Source organism: Holophagales bacterium (assembly GCA_016699405.1).
In the GTDB taxonomy this organism is placed as follows: domain Bacteria; phylum Acidobacteriota; class Thermoanaerobaculia; order Multivoradales; family JAGPDF01; genus JAAYLR01.
This window is the reverse complement of sequence record CP064972.1, coordinates 3,809,896-3,834,697: the sequence shown is the minus strand read 5'-3', so window position 1 is coordinate 3,834,697 and position 24,802 is coordinate 3,809,896. Positions and strand designations below refer to the sequence as shown.

At 71.3% G+C, this 24,802-nt stretch carries 18 protein-coding genes, 1 tRNA gene and 1 riboswitch; of the genes, 7 read left to right on the top strand and 12 right to left on the bottom strand.

Annotation, left to right across the window (positions count from 1 at the left end; all coding sequences use genetic code 11):
* Window positions 1-160: 160 nt before the first annotated feature.
* Window positions 161-1,492 carry a delta-60 repeat domain-containing protein gene (locus IPJ17_15945; GenBank protein ID QQR72966.1) on the top strand — a complete coding sequence of 444 codons (1,332 nt, stop codon included), beginning with the start codon at window positions 161-163 and terminating at the stop codon, window positions 1,490-1,492.
* A 54-nt stretch (window positions 1,493-1,546) separates the two neighbouring features.
* Here the strand turns inward: IPJ17_15945 and IPJ17_15940 are convergent, their stop codons facing one another.
* From IPJ17_15940 to IPJ17_15925, 4 genes are all read right to left on the bottom strand, one after another.
* Window positions 1,547-3,358 carry a carboxypeptidase gene (locus IPJ17_15940; GenBank protein ID QQR72965.1) on the bottom strand — a complete coding sequence of 604 codons (1,812 nt, stop codon included), beginning with the start codon at window positions 3,356-3,358 and terminating at the stop codon, window positions 1,547-1,549.
* A 92-nt stretch (window positions 3,359-3,450) separates the two neighbouring features.
* Complete coding sequence (locus tag IPJ17_15935; GenBank protein QQR72964.1) at window positions 3,451-4,893, bottom strand: hypothetical protein; 1,443 nt, start codon at window positions 4,891-4,893, stop codon at window positions 3,451-3,453.
* An 81-nt stretch (window positions 4,894-4,974) separates the two neighbouring features.
* Window positions 4,975-5,991, bottom strand: coding sequence for an alpha/beta hydrolase (locus tag IPJ17_15930; protein QQR72963.1), 1,017 nt, complete (start codon window positions 5,989-5,991; stop codon window positions 4,975-4,977).
* Between the two features lie 108 nt (window positions 5,992-6,099).
* Window positions 6,100-8,472 (bottom strand): TonB-dependent siderophore receptor, encoded by a 2,373-nt coding sequence (locus IPJ17_15925; protein ID QQR72962.1) that lies wholly within the window; start codon window positions 8,470-8,472, stop codon window positions 6,100-6,102.
* Window positions 8,473-8,897: 425 nt separating this feature from the next.
* Between IPJ17_15925 and IPJ17_15920 the strand changes: the two genes are divergently transcribed.
* From IPJ17_15920 to IPJ17_15910, 3 genes are read left to right on the top strand one after another with little or no spacing between them, the layout of a single operon-like run.
* Entirely contained in the window at window positions 8,898-9,545 is a 648-nt protein-coding gene (locus tag IPJ17_15920) for an FMN-binding negative transcriptional regulator (protein ID QQR72961.1), read from the top strand.
* A 34-nt stretch (window positions 9,546-9,579) separates the two neighbouring features.
* A complete protein-coding gene (locus tag IPJ17_15915; protein ID QQR72960.1) occupies window positions 9,580-10,944 on the top strand; it encodes an amino acid permease in 1,365 nt (454 codons plus the stop codon).
* A 56-nt stretch (window positions 10,945-11,000) separates the two neighbouring features.
* A complete protein-coding gene (locus IPJ17_15910) occupies window positions 11,001-12,452 on the top strand; it encodes a PLP-dependent aminotransferase family protein (protein ID QQR72959.1) in 1,452 nt (483 codons plus the stop codon).
* Window positions 12,453-12,509: 57 nt separating this feature from the next.
* Here IPJ17_15910 and IPJ17_15905 read toward each other — a convergent pair whose 3' ends face one another.
* The 6 genes from IPJ17_15905 to IPJ17_15880 all read right to left on the bottom strand — a co-directional run bounded on the left by IPJ17_15905 (window position 12,510) and on the right by IPJ17_15880 (window position 18,194).
* Window positions 12,510-13,370 (bottom strand): SGNH/GDSL hydrolase family protein, encoded by an 861-nt coding sequence (locus IPJ17_15905; protein QQR72958.1) that lies wholly within the window; start codon window positions 13,368-13,370, stop codon window positions 12,510-12,512.
* Window positions 13,371-13,615: 245 nt separating this feature from the next.
* Entirely contained in the window at window positions 13,616-14,206 is a 591-nt protein-coding gene (locus IPJ17_15900) for a hypothetical protein (GenBank protein QQR72957.1), read from the bottom strand.
* Window positions 14,207-14,228: 22 nt separating this feature from the next.
* Window positions 14,229-15,095, bottom strand: a complete 867-nt coding sequence (locus IPJ17_15895) for a hypothetical protein (GenBank protein QQR72956.1) — start codon at window positions 15,093-15,095, stop codon at window positions 14,229-14,231.
* Between the two features lie 157 nt (window positions 15,096-15,252).
* A riboswitch (SAM riboswitch) is annotated at window positions 15,253-15,378 on the top strand.
* A 275-nt stretch (window positions 15,379-15,653) separates the two neighbouring features.
* Window positions 15,654-16,811 carry a slipin family protein gene (locus IPJ17_15890; GenBank protein ID QQR72955.1) on the bottom strand — a complete coding sequence of 386 codons (1,158 nt, stop codon included), beginning with the start codon at window positions 16,809-16,811 and terminating at the stop codon, window positions 15,654-15,656.
* A 316-nt stretch (window positions 16,812-17,127) separates the two neighbouring features.
* Window positions 17,128-17,200 (bottom strand) — tRNA-His (locus IPJ17_15885).
* Window positions 17,201-17,633: 433 nt separating this feature from the next.
* The gene (locus IPJ17_15880; GenBank protein QQR72954.1) at window positions 17,634-18,194 is read right to left on the bottom strand and encodes a hypothetical protein; all 561 of its coding nucleotides are present in this window, start codon (window positions 18,192-18,194) and stop codon (window positions 17,634-17,636) included.
* A 365-nt stretch (window positions 18,195-18,559) separates the two neighbouring features.
* Between IPJ17_15880 and IPJ17_15875 the strand changes: the two genes are divergently transcribed.
* On the top strand, window positions 18,560-20,296 hold the full coding sequence (locus IPJ17_15875) for a beta-propeller fold lactonase family protein (GenBank protein ID QQR72953.1): 1,737 nt from the start codon (window positions 18,560-18,562) through the stop codon (window positions 20,294-20,296).
* A gap of 230 nt (window positions 20,297-20,526) precedes the next feature.
* Here the strand turns inward: IPJ17_15875 and IPJ17_15870 are convergent, their stop codons facing one another.
* The gene (locus IPJ17_15870; GenBank protein ID QQR72952.1) at window positions 20,527-20,898 is read right to left on the bottom strand and encodes a cupin domain-containing protein; all 372 of its coding nucleotides are present in this window, start codon (window positions 20,896-20,898) and stop codon (window positions 20,527-20,529) included.
* A gap of 169 nt (window positions 20,899-21,067) precedes the next feature.
* Here IPJ17_15870 and IPJ17_15865 point away from each other — a divergent pair, with 169 nt between their 5' ends.
* Complete coding sequence (locus IPJ17_15865; GenBank protein ID QQR72951.1) at window positions 21,068-21,868, top strand: alpha/beta fold hydrolase; 801 nt, start codon at window positions 21,068-21,070, stop codon at window positions 21,866-21,868.
* A 54-nt stretch (window positions 21,869-21,922) separates the two neighbouring features.
* Here IPJ17_15865 and IPJ17_15860 read toward each other — a convergent pair whose 3' ends face one another.
* Complete coding sequence (locus tag IPJ17_15860; GenBank protein QQR72950.1) at window positions 21,923-23,008, bottom strand: alkene reductase; 1,086 nt, start codon at window positions 23,006-23,008, stop codon at window positions 21,923-21,925.
* A 300-nt stretch (window positions 23,009-23,308) separates the two neighbouring features.
* Between IPJ17_15860 and IPJ17_15855 the strand changes: the two genes are divergently transcribed.
* Entirely contained in the window at window positions 23,309-24,658 is a 1,350-nt protein-coding gene (locus tag IPJ17_15855; protein QQR72949.1) for a hypothetical protein, read from the top strand.
* Window positions 24,659-24,802 lie beyond the last annotated feature (144 nt).

Here is a 24,802-nt window from a genome sequence, read left to right as displayed (position 1 = left end):
CTGACCTTCGATCTGCTCTGGCTCGGCAAGGCGGATTCCTCGCCCGCGTCGCTCCGCGCTCGCCCGATCCGCCGGTTCGCGGCTCTTGCCGCGCTCCCTGTCCCCTGTCGTCTCCGGTCGGCGCGAGTCGATAGTAGACGACCCCTGACCGAGAGCGCCGATGACCCCCTCGAGAGCCCTTTGCCGAACCTTCCTCTTCCTGGCCCTTGCCGCCGTTCCGCTCGCCGCGGTGGACGGGCAGTTCGACTCGTCCTTCCACGGAAGTGGCCACACCTACACCACGAACGGGGATCCGGGCGCTGCCGGCGCGGCCGCCTGGGCGCTCGCTCCGGACGACCGGCTGGTCTATGCCCAGGGCCTCGGCGTCGGGTTGCTCTGGCAGGCCACGAACGACACGACGTGGAGCGCTCCCTGCTCTGTGACCGCTCCCGCCGGGTTCGGCGCGATCGCCATCGTCGACCAGATTGCGTTCGATGCCAGCGGGCGACTGGTGATCGCCGGCCTGATCAACAGCACGCTCTATCCCGACTTCCTCCCCGGGTTCTTCGTGCGCTTCGACTATCCGGCCTGCACGCTCGACACCAGCTTCTCGGTGGATGGCTGGGCCTTCCTCGTCGGTTCGCCGCTCGACCATTTCGGCGTCAGCAGCTTCGCCCTGACGGGCAGCGGTCTCTACGCGTTGGGCGAGCAAGGGCCCGACTCGGCGGTGGCCCGGCTGACCGATGCCGGCAACCTCGACCCCTTCTTCGACAGTGACGGCCTCTGGCTCTCCAACTACGCCGGAGCTGACGTGGCGGCCGGTGGCGCCGTGTTGGGGAATTCGGACCTCGCGGTCGTGGGGTGGGCGACCGACGCGGTCGCCGGGCAGGTCGCCGTCGTCACCCAGCTCTCGCCGACGGGCGTGCTGCGCAACACCGTGGTCATCGACCCCCGACCGGGCGAGGCGGACACCGCGATCGCCTACCGGGCGGCACGAATGGGCGACGGACGCCTGGCCGTGGCGATCACCGACACGCTGGCGGGAGTGGACGCTCCGGTCGCCGCCGTGCTCCGCCAGCAGGGGATCGGCAGCATTCTCGTTCTCGACGCGAGTTGGAACGGTGACGGCGTGTCGAGGCTCGACATCGGCAACGACGCCCGGGTGCTCGCCGTCACTTCACAGGGAGACGGCAAGGTCCTCCTCGGCGGCATGCGCCTGCTCGGTCCAGGGGACCATGACGCCCTGGTCATCCGCCTCGATCGCGACGGGGCGCTCGACCCGGCGTTCAATCCGATCCTTCTGGTGAGTCACGGCTTCAAGGTGGTGAGCTTCCCGAGCACCGCGTCGGACAATGTCGGCACCTCGATCTTCCTTTCGCGCGACGGTCTCCCCGTTCTCGGCGGTCACACCGACGACGGCTATCCCGGGGTGGCGCGGCTGACGAACGCCTACGCTTTCGCCGACGGGTTCGAGTCCGGCCGTCGGACGTCGTGGTCGGCCACCTCGCCGTGAAGGCTGGCGTCGTGCCCGCGGGTGGGGGAGCGGTCCGCGCCGCGCCGTCCGACGCTACGGCGAAGCGGTCAGGCGGAGCTCCGCCTTCGCCGTGCCGGCGCGATCGTGCCGGGCGACGACCGCGAGCGTCGTGCCCGCTGGTGCGGCGACGAGCCATTCGACCAGCGCGCGGTCGGGCGTGCCGGGTGAATAGCCCCACCAGGTGGCCGTCGAGCGCTGCTCGCTGCGGCCGGCGAGCTGGCCGACGCTGCGCTTGGCGGTGCCTTCGAGGAGCGAGGCACCGGCGGGCAGCGTGAGCTCGGCGGTCACGGCACCGACCGCTTGGCGATCGAGCGCCTGCTGCGATCCGTGGGTCGGCAGCCAGCCGGCGTTCTCCAGCGCGAGCCGCACGCGCCAGGTCCCCGGGGCAATCGCCTCCGCCGTGAAGCTGCGCACCTCGATCCGCGGCAGGGCCAGCGCCTCGTAGATCAGCCACTCGCTGTGCGGCGCGACTTCCTTTTCGAGACGCTCGAACGGGACGTTGTACCAATAGCGCACCTTGTCCCAGCCGCCGATCTCGACTCTTCCGAGCTGCGGATGCTCGACGGTGTGCCACGGCACGAACCCCTTGCCGCCGAGCTCGCGATCGTTCCAGGCGAGCAGCTTCACCTCGTCCTCGATCGGGTGGAACCCCCAGAGCCAGGCCGACGCGGTGGTCTTCTCGAGCGAGATCCCGGCGGCGCGCAGCGGGTTCCAGAACTCGGTGATGAACGAGTAGATGCCGAGCTGGTCCCAGAGCCAGCCGAAGGCGCTCGGGATATAAGCGGCGCTGTCCTCGCCGCGCAGCTCGAGGTACGACATCGCCGTGTAGCCGGTCAGCTCGGCGGCGTGGCCGGCGAGGGCGCGATAGACGCGGCGGTCCGAGGTGGCCATCGCCTCCGTGGTGTTGACCGGTGGGGTGAGCACCAGGCCGCCGAAGGTGTGGCAGGTCACGTGGACGACGATGTTCGGCCGCGCCGCCACGGCGCGGATGTAGGCGGCGATCTCCGGCTCGGATCCCGGATACGGACCGGCGGACGGGCGCTGCGGGCCGTTGCCGCGGTCGCCGGGGAAGTTCATGCCGAGGTCGAGCGGCTCGAGGTTCGGCGCGTCGGGGATCGTCACGCCGTCGTAGCCCTCGATCATCCCTTCGGGCAGGACGCGCCAGGCGTCGCCGCCGGCATCTTCCGGCCCGCGGGCGACGAGGAGGCGCGAATCGCCCGGGTAGAGCTTCCACGGACCGTTCGGATCGCGCAGACGCATGAACACCACCCGGCCGTCGCCGTCGACGTCGCGCATCGAGATCCCCGGCGCTCCCATCGCCCCGGGGTCGGGGCGACCGACCGAGCGGATGAAGCGTCCTTCGCGCAACGTCTGCTCGACGCCGTCCGGCGTGAGGCGCGGCAGCACGTAGACGGTGTGCCGGTCGAGCAGGCGGCGCACGCGTTCGTCGATCGGATCGCCGGTGAGCAGGCGATGCACGAAGTGCAGCGCCGCCACGCCGCCGGCCCATTCCGTGGCGTGCGTGTTGCCGTCGACGAGCAGCGCCGGCTTCGCGTTCGCCGGGCCGGTCGAGTGGCGCGTCAGGGTGACGAACCACATCTCGCGCCCTTCCGGCGTGCGGCCGAGGCTCTCGAGCTCGACCAGGTCGGGACGCGCCGCCGCCCAACTTCGCAGCAAGGCGGTCATCTCGTCGTAGCGCAGGATGTGGTCGAAGGGGAGCGGAGCCAGCGACTGCGGAGCGGCAGCGGCGGCCGAGCCGGGAGCGCCCGTCGCCGCAACGGGTGCCGCCGTCGCGAGCAGCGCACCGGCCAGCCAGGCTGCGATCCACGCGGTTCGGTCTCTCATCGTCGTCGCCCCTTTCGCTCCTCGGGCCGGCAGGTCGTCCCGTTCGGTTCGCAAGATATCTCGGCCCGTGGGTGCGGTGGCCGCACGTCGGGTCATTCGGCCACCGGCTCGAAGACGTAGAGCTTCAGTCCGTCGGCCGCGAAGGCAGCGCGGCGCGCGCTCCAGTCGAGCTCGAGATCGGCGGCCGGCAGCCAGAGCGCACCGTCGCGCGGGTCGAGCGCCAGCGTGCGGGCGGTGGCCCGTGTCTGCACCTCCCGTGGCGCTCCGAGCGCGCCGCCGGGAGAGACCGCGAAGATCGTCACCGAACCCTCTGGGCTGGCGGCGAGAACGCGCGCATGCGGCGCGTCGAAGACCACCGCGTCGACCCCGCGACCGATCGCTCCGGAGTCGAGGATGCGGCCGCTCGTTGCGTCGACGACGAGCAGTCGTCCGTTGCCGCAGGCGCTGAACAGGCGACGAGCCTGCGGGTCGAACGCCAACCCGCGCGGCGACTCGCAGCCGGGCAGCGCGAAGCGCGCACCGATCCGCGGAGCCGCTGCGGCGACGTCGAGGCGTGCGATCTCCGCCGGATCTCCCAGATGGACGAAGAGCGCCCCCGCGCCGTCGGCCACCGCGAGCTCGGGCGTCGCGCCGAGTGGAACGACGACCAGCTCGCGCAGCGACACGGCGTCGAGGACCGCGACCGCGCTGGTCCCGCCGTTCCACACCGCCAGGCGGCGAGTCGTCGGTTCGAAGGTGATCGCATCCGGCTCCCCGCCGACCTTCGTCTGGTGGGTGCGCTGCAGGGTGGCGAGGTCGAAAGCGACCACCGTGCCCTGGTCGCCGCTCGCGACGAAGCCCCGCCCGAGCTCGGGTGCGAGCGCGATGCCGTGCGCACCGGCGAGCCCATCCACGCGGCCGACCACCCGGCGCGTGCCGAGGTCCACCACCTCCACCGCCGTGTCGTGGGCGAGGTAGAGGCGGCGCGCTCCGTCGTCGACGGTCAGGTCGTCCCAGCGCGGAGCTCCGCCGAGCGCGAGCGTGTCCCGCAGGGCGTAGGTGCGCAAGCTGCCCGCGGAGGCTCCGTCGAGCGGTCGGCTGCGCGGTGCGGCGTCGAGCGTGGCGAGCCAGGCGGCGGCCGTCGTCGGACCGGCGGCGAACGTATCGGTGTGCTCGAGCAGGAGCTTGCGGAACTCGGTAAAGAAGCGCGGCCCGCCCGGTAGTTGCATCTCGCGGAACGCCTGGCCCACGAGGGCGCCCTTGCCTTCGGGGTAGTCCGCATCCTGAACGAGCAGGAAATCCCAGCTCGCGCCGTCGCTGTGGACGTAGAGCTGGCGCGGCGGGACGCCGGCGCGGCGATTGGCTTCGTCGAAGAGCGCGATGGCGCGCAGGAACGCCTCATGCTGCCCCGGCGCGACGCGGTAGATCTCGATCAGCTTGCGGCCGACCTCGGGAGCCGGGGGCGACGCGGCGGTCGTCTGAGCGCGAGCCGGTCCGAGAACGACGAAGGCGAGCGCCGCGACGACGAGCCGGGCAACGCGCGACGGGAAGGGCATGGGCGGCCTCCTTGGCAGACGGAGCGGAGCGACGGCGGAGTGCACGAGCGAGGGCGCGACGTCGCAGCCTCGCCGAGCCGATCAGTCCTCGGCCGAGCGGCCCGGCGACAGGGCGGAACGGAGCCACTCGGCGATATCGCCGAGGGCGCGATCGGCGAGCGGAGCGATCGACACCGCTTCGAGGAACGAGTGGCAGGCGCCCCGGTAGAGGCGGGCTTCGGTGGCGACGCCGGCTTCCCGGAGCCGCTCGGCTGTCGCCAGGCTCTGCTCGGCGAGCAGGTCGAGCTCCGGGATGACCAGGAGCGTCGGCGGCAGGTGGCGCAGGTCGGCGCGCGCCGGCGAGAGCAGCGGTGCGGTCGCGTCCTCGTCGTCGCGCAGGTAGTTGGCCCAGAACTGCTCCATCTCGCCGGCGCCGAGCATTTGGCCGGGACCGCCGAGCCGCTCTCGGGCCTCGGCGGAGGAGTGGCGATCGAGCACGGCGTAGATCAGCACGAGCGCCGCGATCCGATCGCCCCTCCCGCGGTCGCGCTCGGCGAGACAGGTGGCGATCGCCAGGTTGCCGCCCGCCGAGTCGCCGCCGATGGCGAGGCGTCGCGGGTCGATGCCGAGCTCGCCGGCGTGCGTCGAGGCGTGCTCGACGACGGCGCAGACCTCGTCGAGCGCGACCGGGTACTTCGCCTCCGGAGCGAGCGAATACTCGACGCCGAGAACGACCGTCCGGGCGCGCCGGGCGAGCTCGCGCATCAGCCGGTCGTGCGTGTCGAGACTGAAGAGCGTCCAGCCGCCGCCGTGGAGGTAGATCAGCGCCGGAGCGTCGTCCTGGACCGTCGGGTGGTAGCTGCGGACGCGGACCGTCCGGTCGGCGACGGGGACGCGGTAGTCGAGGATCAGGGCCATCTCGGGGCCGCCGCGCGTCCACGGCGCGCGGACCTGCTCGGCGATGCGGCGGGCTTCGTCGGGAGAGACGGTCGACAGGTCGGGATGACGGCCCCAGGCGACGCTCATCTCGGCGACGAAACGGCGGATGTCCGGATCGAGCTCTCCGGGTGCGGAGCCCGCGGACGGGGTGAGGAGCGCGTCGTCGTTCCGTGTCGCCATCGCTGCTCTCCAGGAGACGGAGGGTCGTGAGCCGAGGAGGCCGGAAAGCGCACCGGCCGGAGGCGTCGCGCGCCCCCGGCCGGCACCCCGATTCACTGGCGGCTCACGTCACTTCCAGGTGTAGCGGACCGTGCCGATCACCTTCCGGGCACTGCCGTAGTTGCAGTAGGAGGCCGAGGTGCAGACGCCGACGTAGGTCTTGTCGGTGACGTTCGTCGCACTGACCAGGAACTCCATGTCGCGCCACAGGTAGCGCACAAACAGGTCGCCCAGCGTGTACGACGGCACTTCGATCGAATTGGTCGAGTCGCCGGCGCGCGTGCCGACGTAGCGGATGCCGAGCCCGAAGCCGAAGCCGGTGAGCGGACCGGAGGTCACCGTGTAGTCGCCCGAGGCGCCGAAGAGCTGGTCCGGGGCGAGCGCCGGCCGCCTGCCGAGCGCCGTGGGGTCGGTGGTCTTCGTCACCTCCTGGTCGAGCTTCGAGTAGGAGAGGTGATAGCTCAGTCCCTGCGCCGCCTGGCCGACCGCTTCGAGCTCCCAGCCGCGCGAGCGGATCTCGCCCTGCTGGACGGAGCTGAACGGGTTGACCGGGTCGGGGGTCAGCACGTTCGTCTGGGTGATCTGGAACCAGGAGGCGGTGAGGAAGCTGTTCGAGCCCTTGGGCTGGAACTTGAGACCGCCCTCGATCTGCGCGCCCTTGGTGGGATCGAACGGCTTGCCGCTGAAGTCCGAGCCGCCGGTGGGGAGGAACGAGGTCGAGTAGCTGACGTAGGGCGCCAGGCCGACGTCCGAGAGATAGGTGACCCCGGCGCGACCGCTGAAGGCGCTCGGATCCTGCTTGACCTCGGTGCCGGCGAGGTTGTCCTCGGTCGTCAGCTTCGTCCAGTCCTGGCGACCGGAGAGCGTCGCCACCCAGCGCTTGCCGATCTTCATGTGGTCCTGGGCGTAGAAGCCGAGGAGCGAGGTGGGCTGCTTCTGGTCGTAGTAGTAGAAGAGGTCGGGGATCGCGGCGCCGTAGACCGGAGCGAAGACGTCGATCGACGGAGCGAAGGAGAAGCCCTGGACCTGCTTCGACGTCGACGTGGAGTAGTCGATGCCGAAGAGGAACGAGTGCTCGACCGAGCCGGTCACCGCCCGCGCGCTGGCGTTGGTGTCCATGGTGAAGATCTGCAGGTCGAGCGTATTGCGGTAGCCGAAGCGGCTGAGCGTGCGCAGATCGGCCGCCAGGCCGCCGCCGAACGCCGTCTTGCCGTCGAACTCGATGCTCGAGTAGCGCATCGTGTTGCGCACCGTCCAGGTCGAGTTGACGCGGTGCTCGAACAGCGTGCCGACCGACCACTGGTCGCGGTCGAAGTAGTCGTAGTTCGGCTCGCCGGTGAAGAAGCTGCGGTCGATCTTGCCGTTCGGGTTGTGGACGAACGTCCCCTGCGAGGGGAGGAACTGGCCCCAGCCGGTCTCGTCGCTCTGGTAGTCGGCGAGGACGGTGAGCGTGGTGCTCGCCGTGGGCGACCAGGTCAGCGCCGGCGCGATCAGCCAGCGGTTGTCCGGCACGTAGTCGACCTGCGTGTCGCTGTCGCGATAGAGCGCGGTGAGGCGGTACTTGAGGTGGCCGCTGTCGCCGAGCGGGCCGCCGAGGTCGAGCTGCCCCTGCAGGCGGTTCTCGGTGCCGTAGTTGAGGACCACCTCGTGGTGCGGCGTCGACGGCGGGCGCTTGGTGACCAGGTTGACCAGGCCGCCCGGCGTGTTCTGGCCGTAGAGCACCGAGCTCGGGCCCTTCACGACGTCGATCTCCTGGATCAGGTAGGGGTCGATCTGGCCCGACACCTGACCGCTCTGCCACCGCGAGTTGTCGCGGAAGAGGCCGTAGGTGGACTGGTCGAAGCCGCGGATGTTGATCCAGTCGAAGCGCGACTCGCTGCCGTAGGTGTCGACGCCGACCGACCCGGTGTACTGGATCGCCTCGTTGACCGTCTGCACGTTGCGGGCGTTCATCTGGTCGAGGGTGATGACCGAAACCGTCTGCGGGATCTCGATCAGCGGGGCGTCGGTCTTCGTCGAGGTGGTCGAGGAGGCGGCGACGAAGCCGCCCGACTCGGTCACCGTCACGATGCTCGAGTAGCTGCCCACCGCCAACTTGAACTCACGCTGTTGCGGGCCGGGAGCGGTCAGGGTGAGCTCCTCGCCCCACGACTCGAAGCCCGGGGCGTCGACCTGGATGAAGTACTTGCCGGCCGGCGCCGAGATCTCGAAAGCGCCGCCGCCGACGGTGCGCGCGTCGGCGCGGAACGAGCCGCACTGCAGCGACACCGCGGCGCCGAGAATCGCGCCGCCACCGACGTCGGCCACCGTCCCGGTCAGTTGGACGCGCGGCGCCTTGGCGTCGGGCTGGCACCCGTCGGCGAACGACGACGGGGCCTGGGCGCTGGCCATCCCTGCGGCGTGCGCGAAGAGAGCAACTGCGACTGCGAGTCGGGTCTTCACCTGTCCACCTCCTCCTATCCTGCCTGACGGCCGCGGGCAAAGCGTTTGCGCCGCGCCTCGAGAGCCGGCAACCGCTGCTGGCCCGGGATCGTGGCACCGTGCCTGGTATCAGGCAAGCGCCAGATCCGTTCACCATGATGGTGCCAGATCCGGATTCCTCCGGCCGTCCGGCAGTCGTCCGGATGGACGGCAAGGCGGGGTGACGAGGTCACCGCCTCGGCGGATCGGCAGGCCGGCCGGCGGGGGCGGCGCGGCGCCCGTCTTCATCTGGACCTATCGAATCTGTCGATTCTGGCGCTTTACACGGACCAGAAGGAGGGCGACGATGCGAGACGTCCCGCCTCCTGCCGCTGGCGGCGTGGACGGCTCTCCACCGGCGGAGGTCGTACTTCGGGCTCCGCCGGCCGACAACGACGGGGGACTTCATGTTCGTTCGCTCCTGCTGGAAGCCGTGGGACCTCGACGCTGCCTATGCGCTGATCGAGGCCAACCCCTGGGCGCTCCTGGTCAACAACGGGCCCGACGGCCCCTTCGCCACCAACCTGCCGCTGCTCGTCGATCGCACGCGCGGTCCGCACGGCGTCCTGATCGGCCACATCGCCGCGGCGAATCTCCACACCCGCGCCCTCGTCGCCGCCGCCGAGCCGACGCTCGCCATCTTCGAGGGGCCGGTGAGCTACGTCACCGCGAGCTGGTATCCGCGGCGCGACATGCCGTCGACCTACTACTACACCGCAGTCCACTGCTACGGGCGCATCGCCGTGCAGCCCGCCGCCGAGCTCGAGTCGGCGCTCGGCACGCTGAACGACCGGATGGAGCGGCCGATCCCCGGCGGCTGGCGGATGGACGAGATCCCGCACTCGGAGATCACCCGGCGGCTGCCCGGGATCGTCGGCTTCGAGTTGACGATCGACCGGCTCGAGGCGAAGTTCAAGCTCGGCCAGGACGAGCCGCGCAAGGACGCGATGGCGGTGGCCGAGCGCCTCGCCGCGTCGTCGACGGCGCGTGACCGCGAGCTCGCCGAGATGATCCGTCGCGCCAACCAGGACCGTCCGCTCGATCCGGCCTCGTGAGGTCGCCGGCGGGGGAGCCAGGGAAAGGACGCCGATGACGCCGAGCGAACAGCCGTCCGCCGTGGCCGGTCCGGCAGACGCCGGCCTGGTGCGGATCCTGGGGATGTGGGACGCGGTGTCGCTGATCATGGGGATCATGATCGGTTCGGGCATCTTCCTCATGGCCGGCAGCATCGCCGCGCAGCTCGACGCCTTGCCGGCGGTCGTCGCGGTCTGGGTGTTCGGCGGACTGCTCAGCCTCTCCGGCGCGGTGGCGCTCAGCGAGCTCGGGGCGGCGCTGCCGGCCGCCGGCGGGCTCTACGTCTACCTGACCCGCACCTATGGGCCGGGCGTCGGATTCGTCTACGGCTGGAGCGCCATGGCGCTCGTCCACGCCGGCGGGCTCGCCACCCTCGCCGCGGCGATCGGCCTCTACGCCACGCCCGCGCTCGGGCTCTCGCCGCTCGGCGCCAAGCTCCTGCAACTCGCGGTGCTCGCCCTCTTCGTGCTGGTCAACTGTCTCGGTGTCGGGGTCGGGCGGTGGGTGCAGAACCTGCTGACCGCGGTCAAGGTCGCCGGCATCCTGGCGATGACCGCGATGCTCTACGCGAGCGGCGGGACGACGCGCCTGGCCGAGCACTGGACGCGCAACGCGGCGCCGGCGACCTGGCCGGCCTTCGGCTTGGCGCTCGTCGCGGTGCTCTGGGCCTACGACGGCTGGCACTTCGCCTCGTTCGCCGCCGGCGAGGTGCGGAACCCGACCCGCACGCTGCCGGCGGCGCTGCTCGTCGGCACGGCGCTGACCTGCGGGATCTACCTGGTGGTCAACCTCGCCTACTACGCGGTGCTGCCCGCCGAGGCGCTGCGCGGCGCGCCGCGCGTCGCCGCCGCGGCGATGGCGCTTGCTGCCGGGCCGGGGGCCTCGCTCGCGCTCTCGGCGCTCATCGCCGTCTCGATCCTCGGGGCGATCAACGGCATCCTGCTCGGCGCTTCGCGCGTCATCCTGGCGATGGCACGCGACGGACTCTTCTTCCGGCCGTTCGCGCGCGTCAGCCCGCGCTTCCACACGCCGGTGGTGGCGACGATCGCCCAGGGGGCGATCGCCGGGCTCTTCACCCTGGTGGGCACCTTCCAGCAGCTCTTCACCTCCTACATCTTCACCGCCTGGATCTTCTACGGCCTGGCGGTGGCCGGGGTGATGGTGCTGCGGCGACGGGAGCCGGGGCTGGTGCGACCGTTCCGCTGTCCGTTCTACCCGGCGACGCCGATCTTCTTCGTCGCCGGCACCGTGGGGATCGTCGTCAGCACGTTCGTGGCGAGCTTCGCGCAGGCCGCTCTGGGCGTCGGGCTGATGCTCCTCGGCGTGCCGCTCTACGGACTGTTCCGGGCCCTCGACCGGCGCGCCAAGCCCACGGCCTGACGCGGCCGGCGCCACCTGCCGAGGAAGCCGGAGGGGCTGCTACCATGGGCTCGGCGATGACCGTCCAGACCCTCGGCGGACTCTGGCTCGACCGCACCTCCGGCACGACGCTGCAGGATCAGCTGGCACACCACCTCAAGGAGCTGATCCAGAGCGGCGTCCTCGCGCCGGGCGACGAGCTGCCGTCGACGCGCGAGATGGCGACGCGCCTCGGCATCTCGCGCAACACCGCGGTGAACGCCTACGAGCGGCTGCTCGGTGAGGGCTACCTCGAATCCGCGTCGCGCTCCGGGGTCTTCGTCAGCTCGTCGATCTCGCTGTCGCGGCACTCGACCTGGCCGATGCGCGCGCGGCCGACGGGGAGCCGCCCGAGCGCTCCGCCGGTGGCCGTGCCGCTCGGGTCGCCGGCGCCGTTCCGCCCCAGTCAGCCGGACGTCTCGCTCTTCCCGCTGCGGGTGTGGAACCGCCTGCGCGCCCGCGCGCTGCGTCAGGAGGGGGCGAGCCTGCTGCACTACCAGGCCCCGTGCGTCGCCGGTCTCCCGGCGCTGCGCCAGAACGTCGCCGCCTACCTGCGCGACCATCGTGGCGTGCGCTGCGACTGGCGACAGGTGGTGATCACCGCCGGCTCGCAGCAGGCGCTCTACATCCTCGCGGCGCAACTGCTCGCGGCGCGCGATCCGGTCTATGTCGAGGATCCGGGCTACGTCGAGGCGCGCATGGCCTTCCGCCGCGCCGGCGGACGGATCGTCCCGGGCGCCGTCGACGACCAGGGGCTCACCCTGCCGACGCGCGCCAGCGGCTCGATCCAGGTGATCTACACCACGCCGTCGCGTCAGTTTCCCACCGGCGTCTCGCTCTCGCTGCCGCGGCGGCTCGCACTGATCGACTTCGCCGGGCGCACCAAGGCCTGGGTGATCGAGGACGACTACGACTCCGAGCTGCGCTACGGCGCCGCGCCGCTGCCCAGCCTGCAGAGCCTCGATCGCAGCGGGCGGGTCATCTACGTCGGCACGTTCAGCAAGCTGCTCTTCCCCTCGCTGCGGCTGGGCTACGTCGTCGTGCCCGAGCCGCTCGTCGAAGGCTTCGTCGAGCTCAAGCATCTGCTCGACGACCATCTGCCGCTCGTCGACCAGGCGACGCTCGCGCTCTTTCTCGAGAGCGGTGCGTTCTACACCCACATCCGGCGTTGCCGCCGTGCCTACGCCGAACGCCAGCAGCTCTTCCTCGCGCTCTGTGCCAAGGCGGGGTTGCCGCTCGAGTTTCCCTACACCGACGGCGGGATGAACCTCGCCGGCCTGCTCCCCGAGGGGGAGCTGGACGCGGCGATCGCGGCTCGCCTGCGCGAGGCCGGCCTGGACGTCCCGCCGCTCTCGCAGTACGCCATCCAGGCGGGGCGCCCCGGTCTGGTCTTCGGCTTCACCGCCTTCGCGCCGGCGACGATCCGCAAGTCGTTCGACACCTTGACGCGGCTGCTCGGTGAGCCTCCGCGCCGTGCCGCCGGCCGTTGACCTCGGCCACTGCGGCGCGGCTTCGTCGCCTCGGGCGCGCGGCGGGCGAGCGATCGCTCAGGGGTACTTCTTCCAGCCGGCAATCGCGCCCTGCTCGAAGTCCGACCAGAAGACCGGATGGTTGACCAGGATCGCCGCGACGGCGTACCAGCCGGCGGCGATGCGCTGCCGCCCGGCGACGTTCAGGTGGCCGCCGTCGTCGGTGCAGCCGGCGTCGAGCTTCTGGTAGACGTGGCCGCCCGAGACGAAGGTCTGGGGAACGCCGCTCGCGTCGTACGCCTCCATGTCGGCGAGGTCGAAGAGCACCGCGCCGGTCGCCGCACAGTGGGTGCGCACCGCCTGGTTGTACTGGTTGCGCAGGACGTTGTCGGCGTCTTCGCCGGTGGTCAGCGGCATCGTCGTGTAGACGAAGGCGGTCGCGGGATAGGCGGCGCGCAGCGCCGTCATCGTCGCCGCGTAGGTCACGGCGTCGGCGTCCTGGTCGATGTAGCAGAGCTTGTCCATCACCACGTCGACCTTCGGCAGGCGCCAGCCGGCGAGGCGCACCGAGTTGTCGAAGATGGTGAGCTTGGCCGCCCAGCCCGGATTGCCGCGCTGGCACTCGTAGACCGTGCCGCCGTAGGTCGTCGCCGGCGGCGCGGCGGCGCGGTTGTTCGCCGAGTCGAAGCCGACCCAGGCGGTGGTCAACGGATAGTGGGTCGCGTCGAGGGCGTGGAGATCGTCGAGCCCTGCGACCATGTTGCCGCCGACCGAGGCGTGGGTGAAGAGCCAGCGCTGCGTGGCGATCGCGTCGATCGTCGCCTGCGGCAGGGTGGGGACCGCGGCGAGGTGGCGATGATCGACGACCTGGGCGGATGCGGGGAAGCTGGCGGCGACGAGCAGGGACAGCACCGTGGCCGGACCGAGAAGCGGGCGCATGCGAATGTCCTCCCGAGAGCGGAGACGCTCGCCAGATGATCGCCGGCCGCCGCGACCTCGTCTGTGCGGACTTCCACAGTCCGGTTTGAGGTGCGATCTGCCGAAAAAAGAAAAGGTGCCGGCCGAGGGAGGTGGCAGGCACCGAAAAACCTCGCGGGGAGCGAGGCTTCCATCCGGGAAGAGTTACGGACCTCCGGTCCCGAGGTTGCGGACGGTGTCCGGGGCGGACACTCGGGCCGGGGCGCTCAGTCCTCGCTGCGGGTGCCCGAGCCGACCGGCAGCCCGAGCAGGACGGCCGCCTGCCGGGCGATCTCGTGCCCCCGGCCCTCCTCCGCGCCGTCGAGCACGGCGAGCAGGATCGGCGTGCTGCCCGGAGCGGCGATCTCGATCACCGCGAAGGGGTGACGGCGCTGCGGCTCCGCGTCGTCGGAGCTCCCACCGGTGCCTTCGCCGCGATCGATGCGGCGCGTTTCGAGCACCACGTCGACGTGCGCCCCGACCGGCACCGGCTCGACCTGTCGCCGGGAGAAGAGGCGGAAGTCGATCTCTCGCACCACGAGGCGGAGCGCCGGGTCGATCGCCGTGCGGCGGCGACCGGCGAGAAGGATCCAGCCCGGAACGAGAAAGGCGAGGGCCAGAAGCGGCAGGGCGATCGCTCCCGCCACGGTCAGATCCCGCTGCAGCGCGCCGGCGACGACCTGCCAGACGAGATAGCCGCCGAGGCCGAGAAACGGCAGGGAGACGACGCGCAGCCGCGTGTTCGAGTGCTGCACGAGGACCAGCCGGCCGGCGCGGTCGGTGGAGAGGTCGAGTGGCGTCGCGACGCGGGTCGGCATGCGGTTCTCCGGGGGGATGGGTCTAGCGGGCGCCGGCGGCGCGCAGGATGGCCGCCGCTTCGGGGCAGGCGCCGGCCTCGGTGAGGATCGTCAGCCCCGGCGCGCGCTCGACCTTCACGTCGGCGCCCTTGGCCACGAGGGCGCGAGTCAGCCGGGGCATGCACGACATCACCGCCCAGTTGAGCAGCGGGATGCCGGAGTCGTCGCGCAGGTTCGGGTCGACGCCCGATTCGACGAGGCGGACCGCCTGGGTTTCGTCCTTGGCCATGATCGCCGCGACGACGATCTTCGCCATCGCCTGGGGGTCGGCGTGGCTCGCCGTCGACGGGGCGGGCGGCGCCGCTTGCCGGGCGGCCGCGGGGGTCGCGGCCGAGGGCGGGCGCGACGTCGTCGCGACGGCGGGAGCCTTCGCCGCCGCGGCCTTGGCCGGTGCGCCGACGAACAGCAGCGAGCAGGCGAAGCGATGACCGTCCCAAGCGCGCTCGGCGAGGGCCAGGCTGCCGGCGGCGGGCCCGCTCGGTTTCCAGGTGAACCAGGCGCCGGGCAACTTGATCTCGCCGTCGAGCCCGGCGGCATGGACGGTGACGTGGACGAGCTTGGCTCCGTCGAGGCGCAGGGCGAGCGCGACGAGTCGTCCCTCGCGCGCCGCGACGTGCATCCCGACCTCGTCGTCGGCGGCGAGGTCGCCGAGGTCGCGATCGGCGAGCACGACGAGCGTGTCCTTCTTCGATTCGTCGAAGAGACCGGCGACGGCCGTCGAGACGGCGACCGGCAGCGGCGTCGACGTGCCGTCGAGGGAGAACGTCCCGGCCGCCTTGCCGGGGGCCATCGCTCCGACCGGAGTGACGGCGAGGGCGAGCGTGACGAGGGTGGCGACCGTGGCGCTCATCGGGGATCTCCTGGGCCGGACAGCGGGTCTCGGGGGATCTCCCGAGGGGAGCGAAGCAGGACAGACCGTCGGCTGGCTCCGGTTCAGGTGCGCAGAAGGACGCCTCTCGGGGACACCCGCGGCGGCCTTGACATTCGCCCGGACGAGGCGCATCGTGGAGTTGCATCGCGAGAGGCCCGAGCATGGGCCCGGCAACCTGGGGACGAACCCCCGAGGTGCCTGCCCGCCACGAAGCGGGGATGCGGTCGCGGGCTCGAGACCCGCGGCAACGAACGGTTGGGCGAGAGCCCGCCTCCTTCGACGTGGAGACGCGGGCTCTCGGCTTTCTGGCGAGACGAAAAGGGCCCCCGGAGCGTTGCCCCGGGGGCCGATGAGCTCAGCCGGAAATCCACAGTCCACTTCTGCTGCGACGTCGCATCTGGCCGCCCTGAGTGGCCTTTACGCGTTCCGCCACCTGCGACGTATCTTCGGATACGCCTCGGCGTCGAACCGCTGCGGGGGCCCCTCAGGACAGCCATCTGAAACGTCTCGCGACGAATCGAACGGTGGCTTCCCGGCTCAGACGAGCTTGAGCACGCGATCGGCGAGGCCGCCGTCGCCGAGGACCACGGTGAGGTTCGCCTTCTCGGCGACCTTCTCGAGAACCTCGAGCTCGCGCAGCTTGAGCAGCGTCGGGCTCGACTCGAAGATCCGCGCCGTGTTGGCCTGCATGCGCATGGCCGCCGTCTCTTCACGCCGGGTGACGAGCGCTGCCTCCGCCTGCTTGCGCGCCGCGACGACGCGGTTGAGGATCTCCTTCATCTCGCCCGGCAGGATCAGGTCGCGGATGCCGGCCTCGCGGACCTCGAGGCCGAGCTCGGTGGCCCGCCCGACGAGCATCGCCTCGAGCTCTCGCACCACCTCGTCCTTGCCGGCGAGGAGAGCTTCGAGCTCGCGCGTGCCCACCACCGCGCGCAGCGCGAGCTGCGTGTGGCGGTAGAGCGCTTGGCCGTAGGCTTCGACGGTCGAGACCGCCTTGCCGGCATCGACGACGCGGTAGACGACGAGGGTGTTGACCCGCAGCGTCACCTTGTCGGCGGTCAGGATCTCCTGACCCGAGACGTCGAGCACCTGTTCGCGCCGGTCGACCGCGAGCACCTGGAACTTGCCCGTGCCCTTCCAGAACGCCACCAGGCCGGCCGGCAGCTCGCCGAGCTCGACGAGCAGACGACCGTCACGGTAGACCAGGCCGACCGAGCCGTTCGGCACCAGCGTCACGTCGAGCTCCTGGCGTGCGCCCGGCAGCTCGACGATCAGTGGCAGGGACGGGTGGTCGAGCCGAAAGCTCGGCCGGCTCGCGTCGGGCTCCCGGTCGCGACCGAGCGAGAAGCCGATCTCGAACCGCTCGACCTCGACGCGCCGGTCGACCGTCCACACCGCCGACACGCCCTTGCCGCGCACGCCGACGTAGCGGCCGTCGACGCGCACCAGTGCACGCTCGCGGTCGCCGAGGTCGAGCACGAGTGCTTCGCCCTCGAGCAGGCCGGCACGCGCGATCTCGGGGAGCCACGCCGTCTCGACCCAGGTGTCGCGGGTCGACAGACGCAGCGCCTCGAGGCCGCCGCCGAACGCGCCGCGCAGGTAGCGGCCCGGCTTGAGCAGCTCGACCGGCAGTCCGTCGCGGAAGACCACGACGCGCTCGCCGAATCGCACGCGGATCATCTTCAGGAACGACATGGTGCACCTCCTTCTCGAAAGCCCTTCCACGGAGCGGTCGCGACGCCGCCCCGCCGCGGGTCGCGGGGCCCGGGGCGCGACGCTCGACGGCTCCGGCGCGAGTCGCGGGCCGCGGCGGCGGAGAGGAGGGTCCTCCGCCTTGCCGTCTTCCGCGGACGCGCCGGTTCCGAGCGTCGCCGCCGTCGGGCCGCAAGGCGCCCGCGTGCGGTGCCGGCGAACGAACCCGCCGCGCGTGCGCGACGAGCCCGACTCCGGCTGGCGAGTCGACCGCGACCGCTCCGCGGTCGGGGTCCTGCTGAGACCGCCTCGCGGCGGATGGTGATGGCGCGGGATTCGAACCCACGGCATTCGGATTCACGGTCCGGTGCTCTACCCCTGAGCTAGCCATCGACGCGGAGCTCACCGCGTCCGCCGGTTGCGATTCCACGGCGGGACGCGCTCGCGCGCGCCGCGTGGTCCGTCGAACGGGGCCCTGCCTCCCGGGCGCTCCACGCCCGGGCAGTGCCGGCCTCACGGGGCCGGAAAAACGAAAAGAGCCTTCCGAGGATCGCTCCCCGGAAGGCTCGTCGCGACGTCGCGCCGCGAACGGATTCCTAGGAGACGACCGCCCTCTCGCACCCCGCGTCGAACGACCGCGGCGTGTCGGCGCCGGCCAGAGCACGCGCATTGCGGGCGTCGGCGGCGAGGTGGATGTCGATGTCGTAGCGCTTCACGGTGCGTCCTCTCACGAAGGGGGCGAATTATCGAGCGATCGTCGCGCGGTGTCAAGCGGGAGTCGTGTGGGGGTCATGCCTCGAGAGCGAGACCGGACGGTGCGCCGCGCTACCGCGCTCTGCCGTTCGCGGGTGTGGCGGCGAGCAGGCCGAGCTCGCGCAGCAGCGCTTCGCCCGCGGTGAGCACGGGCTCGGTGGCGCGAACGACGATCACGCCGCCGCCGGCGCTCTCGATCTCTTGGATCCCGTAGAGCGCTCGCAGCAGGTTCGCCGCGCTGATCGCGTCGCTGCTCACCAGTCGATGCGTCACCGTCGCCGCCGTGTCCGCTTCTCCGGTTGCAGCGGCGATGGGTGCGTGCGGTGTCGTCGCGCGGGCGATGGCGCCCTGCGCCCGCAGGAGCCTCTCGACTCGTTCGACCTTCTCGGCCACGTCGGCGACGACGATCGCCTCGCGACCCTCGAGCGTGCCGATCGCTCGCGGCGCGACCTCCGCGCGCAGCAGCATCAAGGCATCGCGCATCTCCATACCGTGCAGGTAGAAGACGCGCGTCACGCGTGGCTGACCGTCGTCGGCGGACACCGCCGCGGCGACCGGACGGGCGATAGGTGAGGCGAGCGCTCCCAGCGTGGTGGCGAAGGCGGCGAGCCAGGCGAGTCGGGTGGTCGTCATCGGAGTCCTCCGGGTTGTCGTGCCGTCAGGGTTACGACGGACGCGGTCGCGGCGTCTAGGAGGACGTGACGTGGCAGAGGAGACGAGAGGAGACGCCTCGCGGGTGCGCGGTCGCGAACGCCAAGCTCGTGAGCGAGTCGCGACAAGCTGCTGCCTCTCGCGGCGAAGCACATGGGCGGCGGCGAGCGAAAGGATCGACGCAGCGGCGCCGCAAGGCTGGCACATGCCTTGCCCTGGCACGGGCCTCGTCCGGTTTCCAACTTCTCCCGGACAGAGCGGAGGAGATCGTGCGTCGATGGTCGGCGGTACTGTTGGCAGTGATCGCGGAGCTCGGTTCCGTGGCAGGGCGAGCGGGCGCAGGGGACTTGCAACTGCTCGAAGTGCATCGCCAGGGAGTGAATGGGGTAGTCGGTCTCGGCGGGGCGAACTCGGTGGCGGTGAGCCCGGACGGTCGCCATGTCTACGTCGCCGATCACGACAACCCGCTCTTCGGTGGCACGGTGACCATCTTCGCGCGAGACGAAGCGACCGGGCGGCTCGTCTTCGCCGGCACGGCGAACGACGCTGTTTCCGGGGTCGACGTCCTGATGGGCGTCGTCGACGTCTTCGTCAGTCCCGACGGGAAGAACGTCTACGCGTCGGGCGCCGGCTACGGTCCATGGAGCTACAACGATCGGATCGTCGTCTTCGAGCGAGATCCGGCGAGCGGGGCTCTCTCCGTCGTCGAGGTCGAGACCGGGGGCGTCGGTGGCCCGTCCGTGGCCAATGTCCGCGGCCCGTTCGTGAGCCCGGATGGGAGATCGGTGTACGCTGCGACGAGCAACGCCGACAGCATCGTCGTCTGGGATCGCGATCCGGGCACCGGTGAGCTCGACTACCGGCAGACGCTGCGCGACGGCCACGGCGGAATCGACGGGCTCTTCGGCGGAACGGCGATCGCCGTGAGCCCGGACGGGCGACACGTCTATGGCGTCGGCATCCTCGACCATTCGATTTCCGCCTTCTCGCGCGACGCGCAAACCGGTGAGCTCTCCTTCGTCGATTTCTACCGGGACGGTGTCGACGGAGTGGACGGGTTGGCGGGCGTCTACAAGCTTGCCGTGAGCCCGGACGGGAAGAACGTCTACGGGGCGGGGACGGAGGACAACGCCCTCGCGGTCTTCGCGCGCGATCCGGTGACCGGCCGGCTGGTGTTTCTCGAGGCCCAGCGCGACGGGATGGCTGGCGCCTTCGGGATGGTCCGCACGAACGCCGTGGCCGTCAGCTCGGACGGTGGCTACGTGTACTCCAAGGGCCTGGGGACTCTCGTCGTGTTCGAGCGAGACGCGAACGACGGGCGGCTCACCTTCCGCCAGGCGTTCGTCGATGGTGTCGGTGGAGTGGACGGCCTGGCCGGCGGCTCCGACGTCACCGCCAGTGCGGACGGTCGGAACGTGTACGTGGCCGGTCACGACGACAACGCGCTCGTCGTCTTCTCGCACGCCAACGGGGAGCCGACGGCCAATGCCGGAAGCGATCAGCTGTTGCCCGCCGGCGCGGACTGTCGCGCTCAGGTGTCGCTCGACGGGAGTGGATCGTCCGACCCGGACGGAGATTCACTCACCTTCGCGTGGCAGAGCGACAGCGGCCTGACCGCGACGGGAGCGACGCCGTCGATCCTCGTTCCCCTGGGGAGGCACGAGTTCACGCTGGAAGTGAGGGATGGTCGAGGAGGGAGCGCCGTCGACGCGTCGGTCGTTTCGATCGTGGACCTGGCGCCGCCGGTCGCCGGGGCGGTCACTGCCACGCCGGCGTATCTCTGGCCACCGAACCACAAGATGGTGCTGGTGTCCGTGTCCGTAGTTGCTGCTGACGCCTGCGACGCCCGTCCGTTGTGTGCGATCGCGGACGTCGCTTCGAACCGGCCGGCGAGCGGCGGAGGGGGCAGCAACAGCGGTCCTGACTGGCAGATCGCCAGCGCTTCGACGGTCTGGCTGCGCGCCGAGCGAACTGCGAGCCTCGGTGATCGTTCCTACTCGATCGGCGTGGTCTGCCGGGACTCGTCTGGGAACTCGGTGCGAAGGACGACGACCGTCACGGTGGCTCAGAGCCAGGGCCACTGAGTCGGCCGAGCAACCAGCGTGTCTTCGTCGGGGACAGGTCGAGCGGCAGATCCGCCGCGCCGCCTCGTCTGTCCCCGCCCTTCGGCTGCCGTCCTGGGGTCGCCGGCGCAGCGCGTTGCTCGGGCGATCTCTCCGGCGGCTGCGCCGGGGCGGTCAGTGCTCCGTGACCTCCGAGCGGCGCTCGATGGCGGAGGCGAGCCGCGGAATCGCTCTGCTCTCGGGCGAGGAACTCAAACGATCCGGTCGCCGTGGCTCGGTGGTTGGGAGACGACGAGGAGCTCGGCGGGGGAGTCGTCGCGGTTGACGACCTGGTGCGGCACGCCGGCTGGGATCGACTGGCCCTGGCCCGGGAGGAGCGAGCGCTCGACGCCGGCCAGGTCGATCGTCAGCCGGCCGGCGAGCACGAAGAAGAACTGTTGAGCGTGCGCGTGTCGGTGACGCACCTCGGCGGGTCCGGACGGCATCCGTTCGCGGATCACCGAGAGCTCGGGTGTTGCCAGCAGATGCCAGCCGTCACAGCCGTCGCCCCAGGGGTAGTGGCGCGCCGTCGCGAGGTCGACCGGTGCGGGTGAGGAGGTGGGCGGGAGGCGTTCGTCGCTCATCGTGCGGCGAGCCGATCGCCTTGCCGCGCTTCGATTGCTCCCCATCGCCGCGGCGACGCTCCCCCGCGATCGCTCGATCGGCCGGCCGAAGAGCGCATAATGCAGGGCGTCATCCTTCCTCGTCTGGTGCTGCGGGTCTCCTCCCGTCGCGCCTCCTCCGGAGGCCGCCATGAAGCTGCAGGTGAACGGCATCGATCTCGCCTACGACGTGCACGGCTCCGCGGGTCGCCCGTGGGTCGTGATGATCCATGGCTTTCCCTTCACTCGCGCCACCTGGTCGGCGCAGGCGGCTGCACTCGGCGGGGAGTTCCGCGTGTTGACCTGGGACCTGCGCGGGCTCGGCGAGAGCGGCCTCGGTCCGCTGCCGCAGCCGCTCGAGGCCTATGTCGACGACCTGCTCGGCCTGATGGATGCGCTCGGCATTCGACAGGCCGGGCTCGTCGGTCTCTCGATGGGCGGCTACATCGCGCTGCGTGCGGTGCAACGCGCGCCCGAGCGCTTCCGTGCGCTCGCCCTCTGCGACACGCGCTCCGATCCCGACAGCGACGAGGGCAAGCTCGGTCGCGCTGCCGCGATCAAGACCCTGCACGCCGGCGGGCTCGACGGGTTCGTCACCGCGATGCTGCCGAAGCTGCTGCGTCGCCCCGAATCGGCCGCCGGCCGTGAGCTGCTCGCCCTGATGCGGAGCAACCATGCGGCCGGCATGGCCAACGCGCTCGCCGCGATGCAAGGCCGCACCGACATCACCCCGGCGCTCGCCTCGTTCGCGCTGCCGACGCTGGTGATCGTCGGCCGCGAGGACGCGCTCACCCCGCCCGCCCTGTCCGAGGCGATAGTGGCGAAGATCCCCGGGGCACGCCTCGCGGTGCTGGACGACGCCGCCCACGTGAGCAATCTCGAGGCGCCCGCGGCGTTCGATGCGGCGCTGCTCGCCTTCCTCCGCGAGGCCGCGATTCCGGCGGCGGCCTGAGTCGGAAGGGCGCGGCTCAGGTCCGCGGCGACGGAACGGTGCCGTTCGCCGCGCCTACGACGCGTCGAGCGTGGGGTAGTCGGTGTAGCCCGTGGCGCCCGGGGTGTAGAAGGTCGCCGGGTTCGGCGCGGCCAGCGGGGCGCCGAGCTCGAGGCGTTGCACGAGGTCGGGGTTGGCGATGAACGGCCGCCCGAAGGCGACGAGTTGACCGAGCCCCTCGGCCAGCGCCGCCTCGGCCTTCGCGCGATCCATCCCGCCGCTCACGATGATCGTGCCGCCGAAGGCGTCGCGGATCCCCTCCTTGACCGAGCGGGTCACCTCGGGCGCGCCCATCGAGGAGTGATCGACGATGTGGATGTAGGCGAGCTTCAGCTCGCCGAGCTCGGCGGCCAGCGCGCGATACTGCTCTTCGAGACCGGGGAAGGGGACGAGGTCGTTGAAGGCGCCGTAGGGCGACAGGCGGATCCCCGTGCGGCTGGCGCCGATCGCCGCGGCGATCGCCTGGCAGACCAGCAGCGCGAAGCGGTTGCGCGCTGCCGGCGTGCCGCCGTAGTCGTCGGTGCGCTGGTTCGAGGCCGGATTCAGGAACTGGTCGACCAGGTAGCCGTTGGCGCCGTGCACTTCGATGCCGTCGAAGCCCGCCTCGATCGCCAGCCGGGCGGCGTGGGCGTACTCCGCGGTCGCGTGGGCGATGTCGGCCGTCGTCATCGCCCGCGGCGTCGGATAGGGCTGCATCCCCTGGCCGTCGGTGAACATCGTGCCGTTCATCGCGATCGCCGACGGCGCGACGACTTCGGCCCCCGCCGGCTGGTTGGCAGGGTGCGACACGCGGCCGGTGTGCATGAGCTGGGCGAAGATCCGCCCGCTCCGCGCGTGCACCGCGGCGGTCACCTTCTTCCAGCCCGCCACCTGCTCGGCGTTGAAGAGCCCCGGGATGCGCGCGTAGCCGAGCCCGTTCGGCGACGGCGAGACCCCTTCGGTGACGATCAGCCCGGCGCCGGTGCGCTGGGCGTAGTAGGTCGCCATCAGGTCGTTCGGCACGTTGCGAACGGCGCGGGAGCGGGTCATCGGCGCCATGACGATGCGATTCTTCAATCGCAGGTCGCCGAGCCGGTAGGTGCTGAAGAGCGAAGTCGTCATGAGAAGAGTTATCCTTTCGTCGGAACGAGCCGACTGCCGGGTCCATTGTAGTCACGAACGACGGAAACGTCCTGCGATCTCCGCCCTTCGCTCCAGCTCGTCACGCCTGGGCGATCCGGTTCGGTGCGTGCGGGTGGCCGGAGGAAACCGGCCCCGCGCTCGAACGTACTTGCTCGAAGAGCGCGGGCCGACGGCGAGGTGCCCGGCGCTCCGCTCGTCCGGCGAGCGCTCCGCCCGGAATCGTCCCGGTGGTTTCGGGCGCACACCCGAGGCGGCCGGTTGCCCGAGGAGAAGACCCGCATGCTCCACGAGACACACGCAAGCCGCCCGTCCCGAGCCGCCGCCGTTCGCCGGGTGCCGTGGCGCTGCGGCCGCCTCGTGGTCGCGGCGGCACTCGCCGCTGCCCCGCTCGCCGCCGCGGTACTGGAGCCGGCCGTGGCCCCGGCCGTGGCTCTGACAGGGGCTCCGGCAGGGGCTCCGGCCGTGGCTCCGACAACTGCGCCGGGTGCCGCGGCGGACGCCCACCTGCAGGCCCTGCGCGAGCACGAACGATCGCCGGTCGACCTCGTCCTCGCCGCGCTCGAGCAGCACGACCTGCTGATCTTCGACGACGCGCTGCACAACGCCGTCGAGCCGTTCGAGCTCTACCAGAAGCTGCTGCGCGATTCCCGCGTGCGCAAGCAGGTGCGCACGGTCTTCCTCGAGGTCGTCTCGCTCGCCGCGCAGCCGCACCTCGACGCCTATCTCGCGAGCTCGACCGACGACCGCAGCCTCCTCGCGCCGGTCTTCCGCGACGACTACTCGGGCTACGGCTGGCGCTACGCCACCTACCTCGACCTGCTCGCCACGGTGCGCGAGATCAACCAGGGGTTGCCGCCCGCCGAGCGGCTCCGCGTCGTCGGTGTCGACCAGCCGATCTGGTGGGAGGCGATCCACACCCGCGCCGACTACGAGCTCTTCCAGGAGTCGCTCGCCGGCCGCGACTTCTTCCTCTACGCGATGATCCGAGACCGGATGCACGGTTTCCGCAACGGCGAGAAGGCGTTCTTCCTCACCAACACGCGCCACGCCTACATGCGCGTCCGCGACGCCGCCGGCCGCCCGCAGCTCAACACCGCGGGCTTCTTCGCGCGCTACGACCCGGGGCGCGCCTGGTCGGCGCGCCTCCACAACGCCACGCTCGCCATCGAGGGGAGTCGCGACAGCGCCAGCCCGCACACCACGCAGGGGCTCGAGACGAAGATCTACCGCTGGGTGCGCATGGAGGACGGTGCCTGGGATCGCGCCTTCGCCGCCCACGGCAACGTGCCGGTGGGGCTCGAGATCGCCGGCACGCCGTTCGGCGCCGCACCCTTCATCGGCAATACGATGACGAACGCCGCCCCCGGATCGACGATGGCCGACGCCTACGACGCGCTGATCTTCGTCGCGCCGCTCGACGAGCTGCACTTCGCGGCGACGACGGGGTTCTACGTCACGCCCGCCTTCCGCCCCGAGCTCGCCCGCCGCATCCGCCTCGTCGAAGGCGACCACCTCGCCGCCACGCTCGCCGACGAGGGCGTCGCCACGGTCGACGAGCTCCTCGACCGCCTGGCGGCGGGAACGCCCGCCAAGCACAATTCGTTGCTCGATCCGGGGGAGAAGCGGTAGGGCGGCAGGCAGCGACGTCGCCGCGGGCCGCATCAAACGACAAGGCCTGGACGTCCGTCGCTTCGCGGCACTCTGGTGCGGCGTCGGCGCGGCCCGAGGCGACGTGCGCCCGGAGTTGGTGCCGCGGTCCGCGAGTGGAGGGCA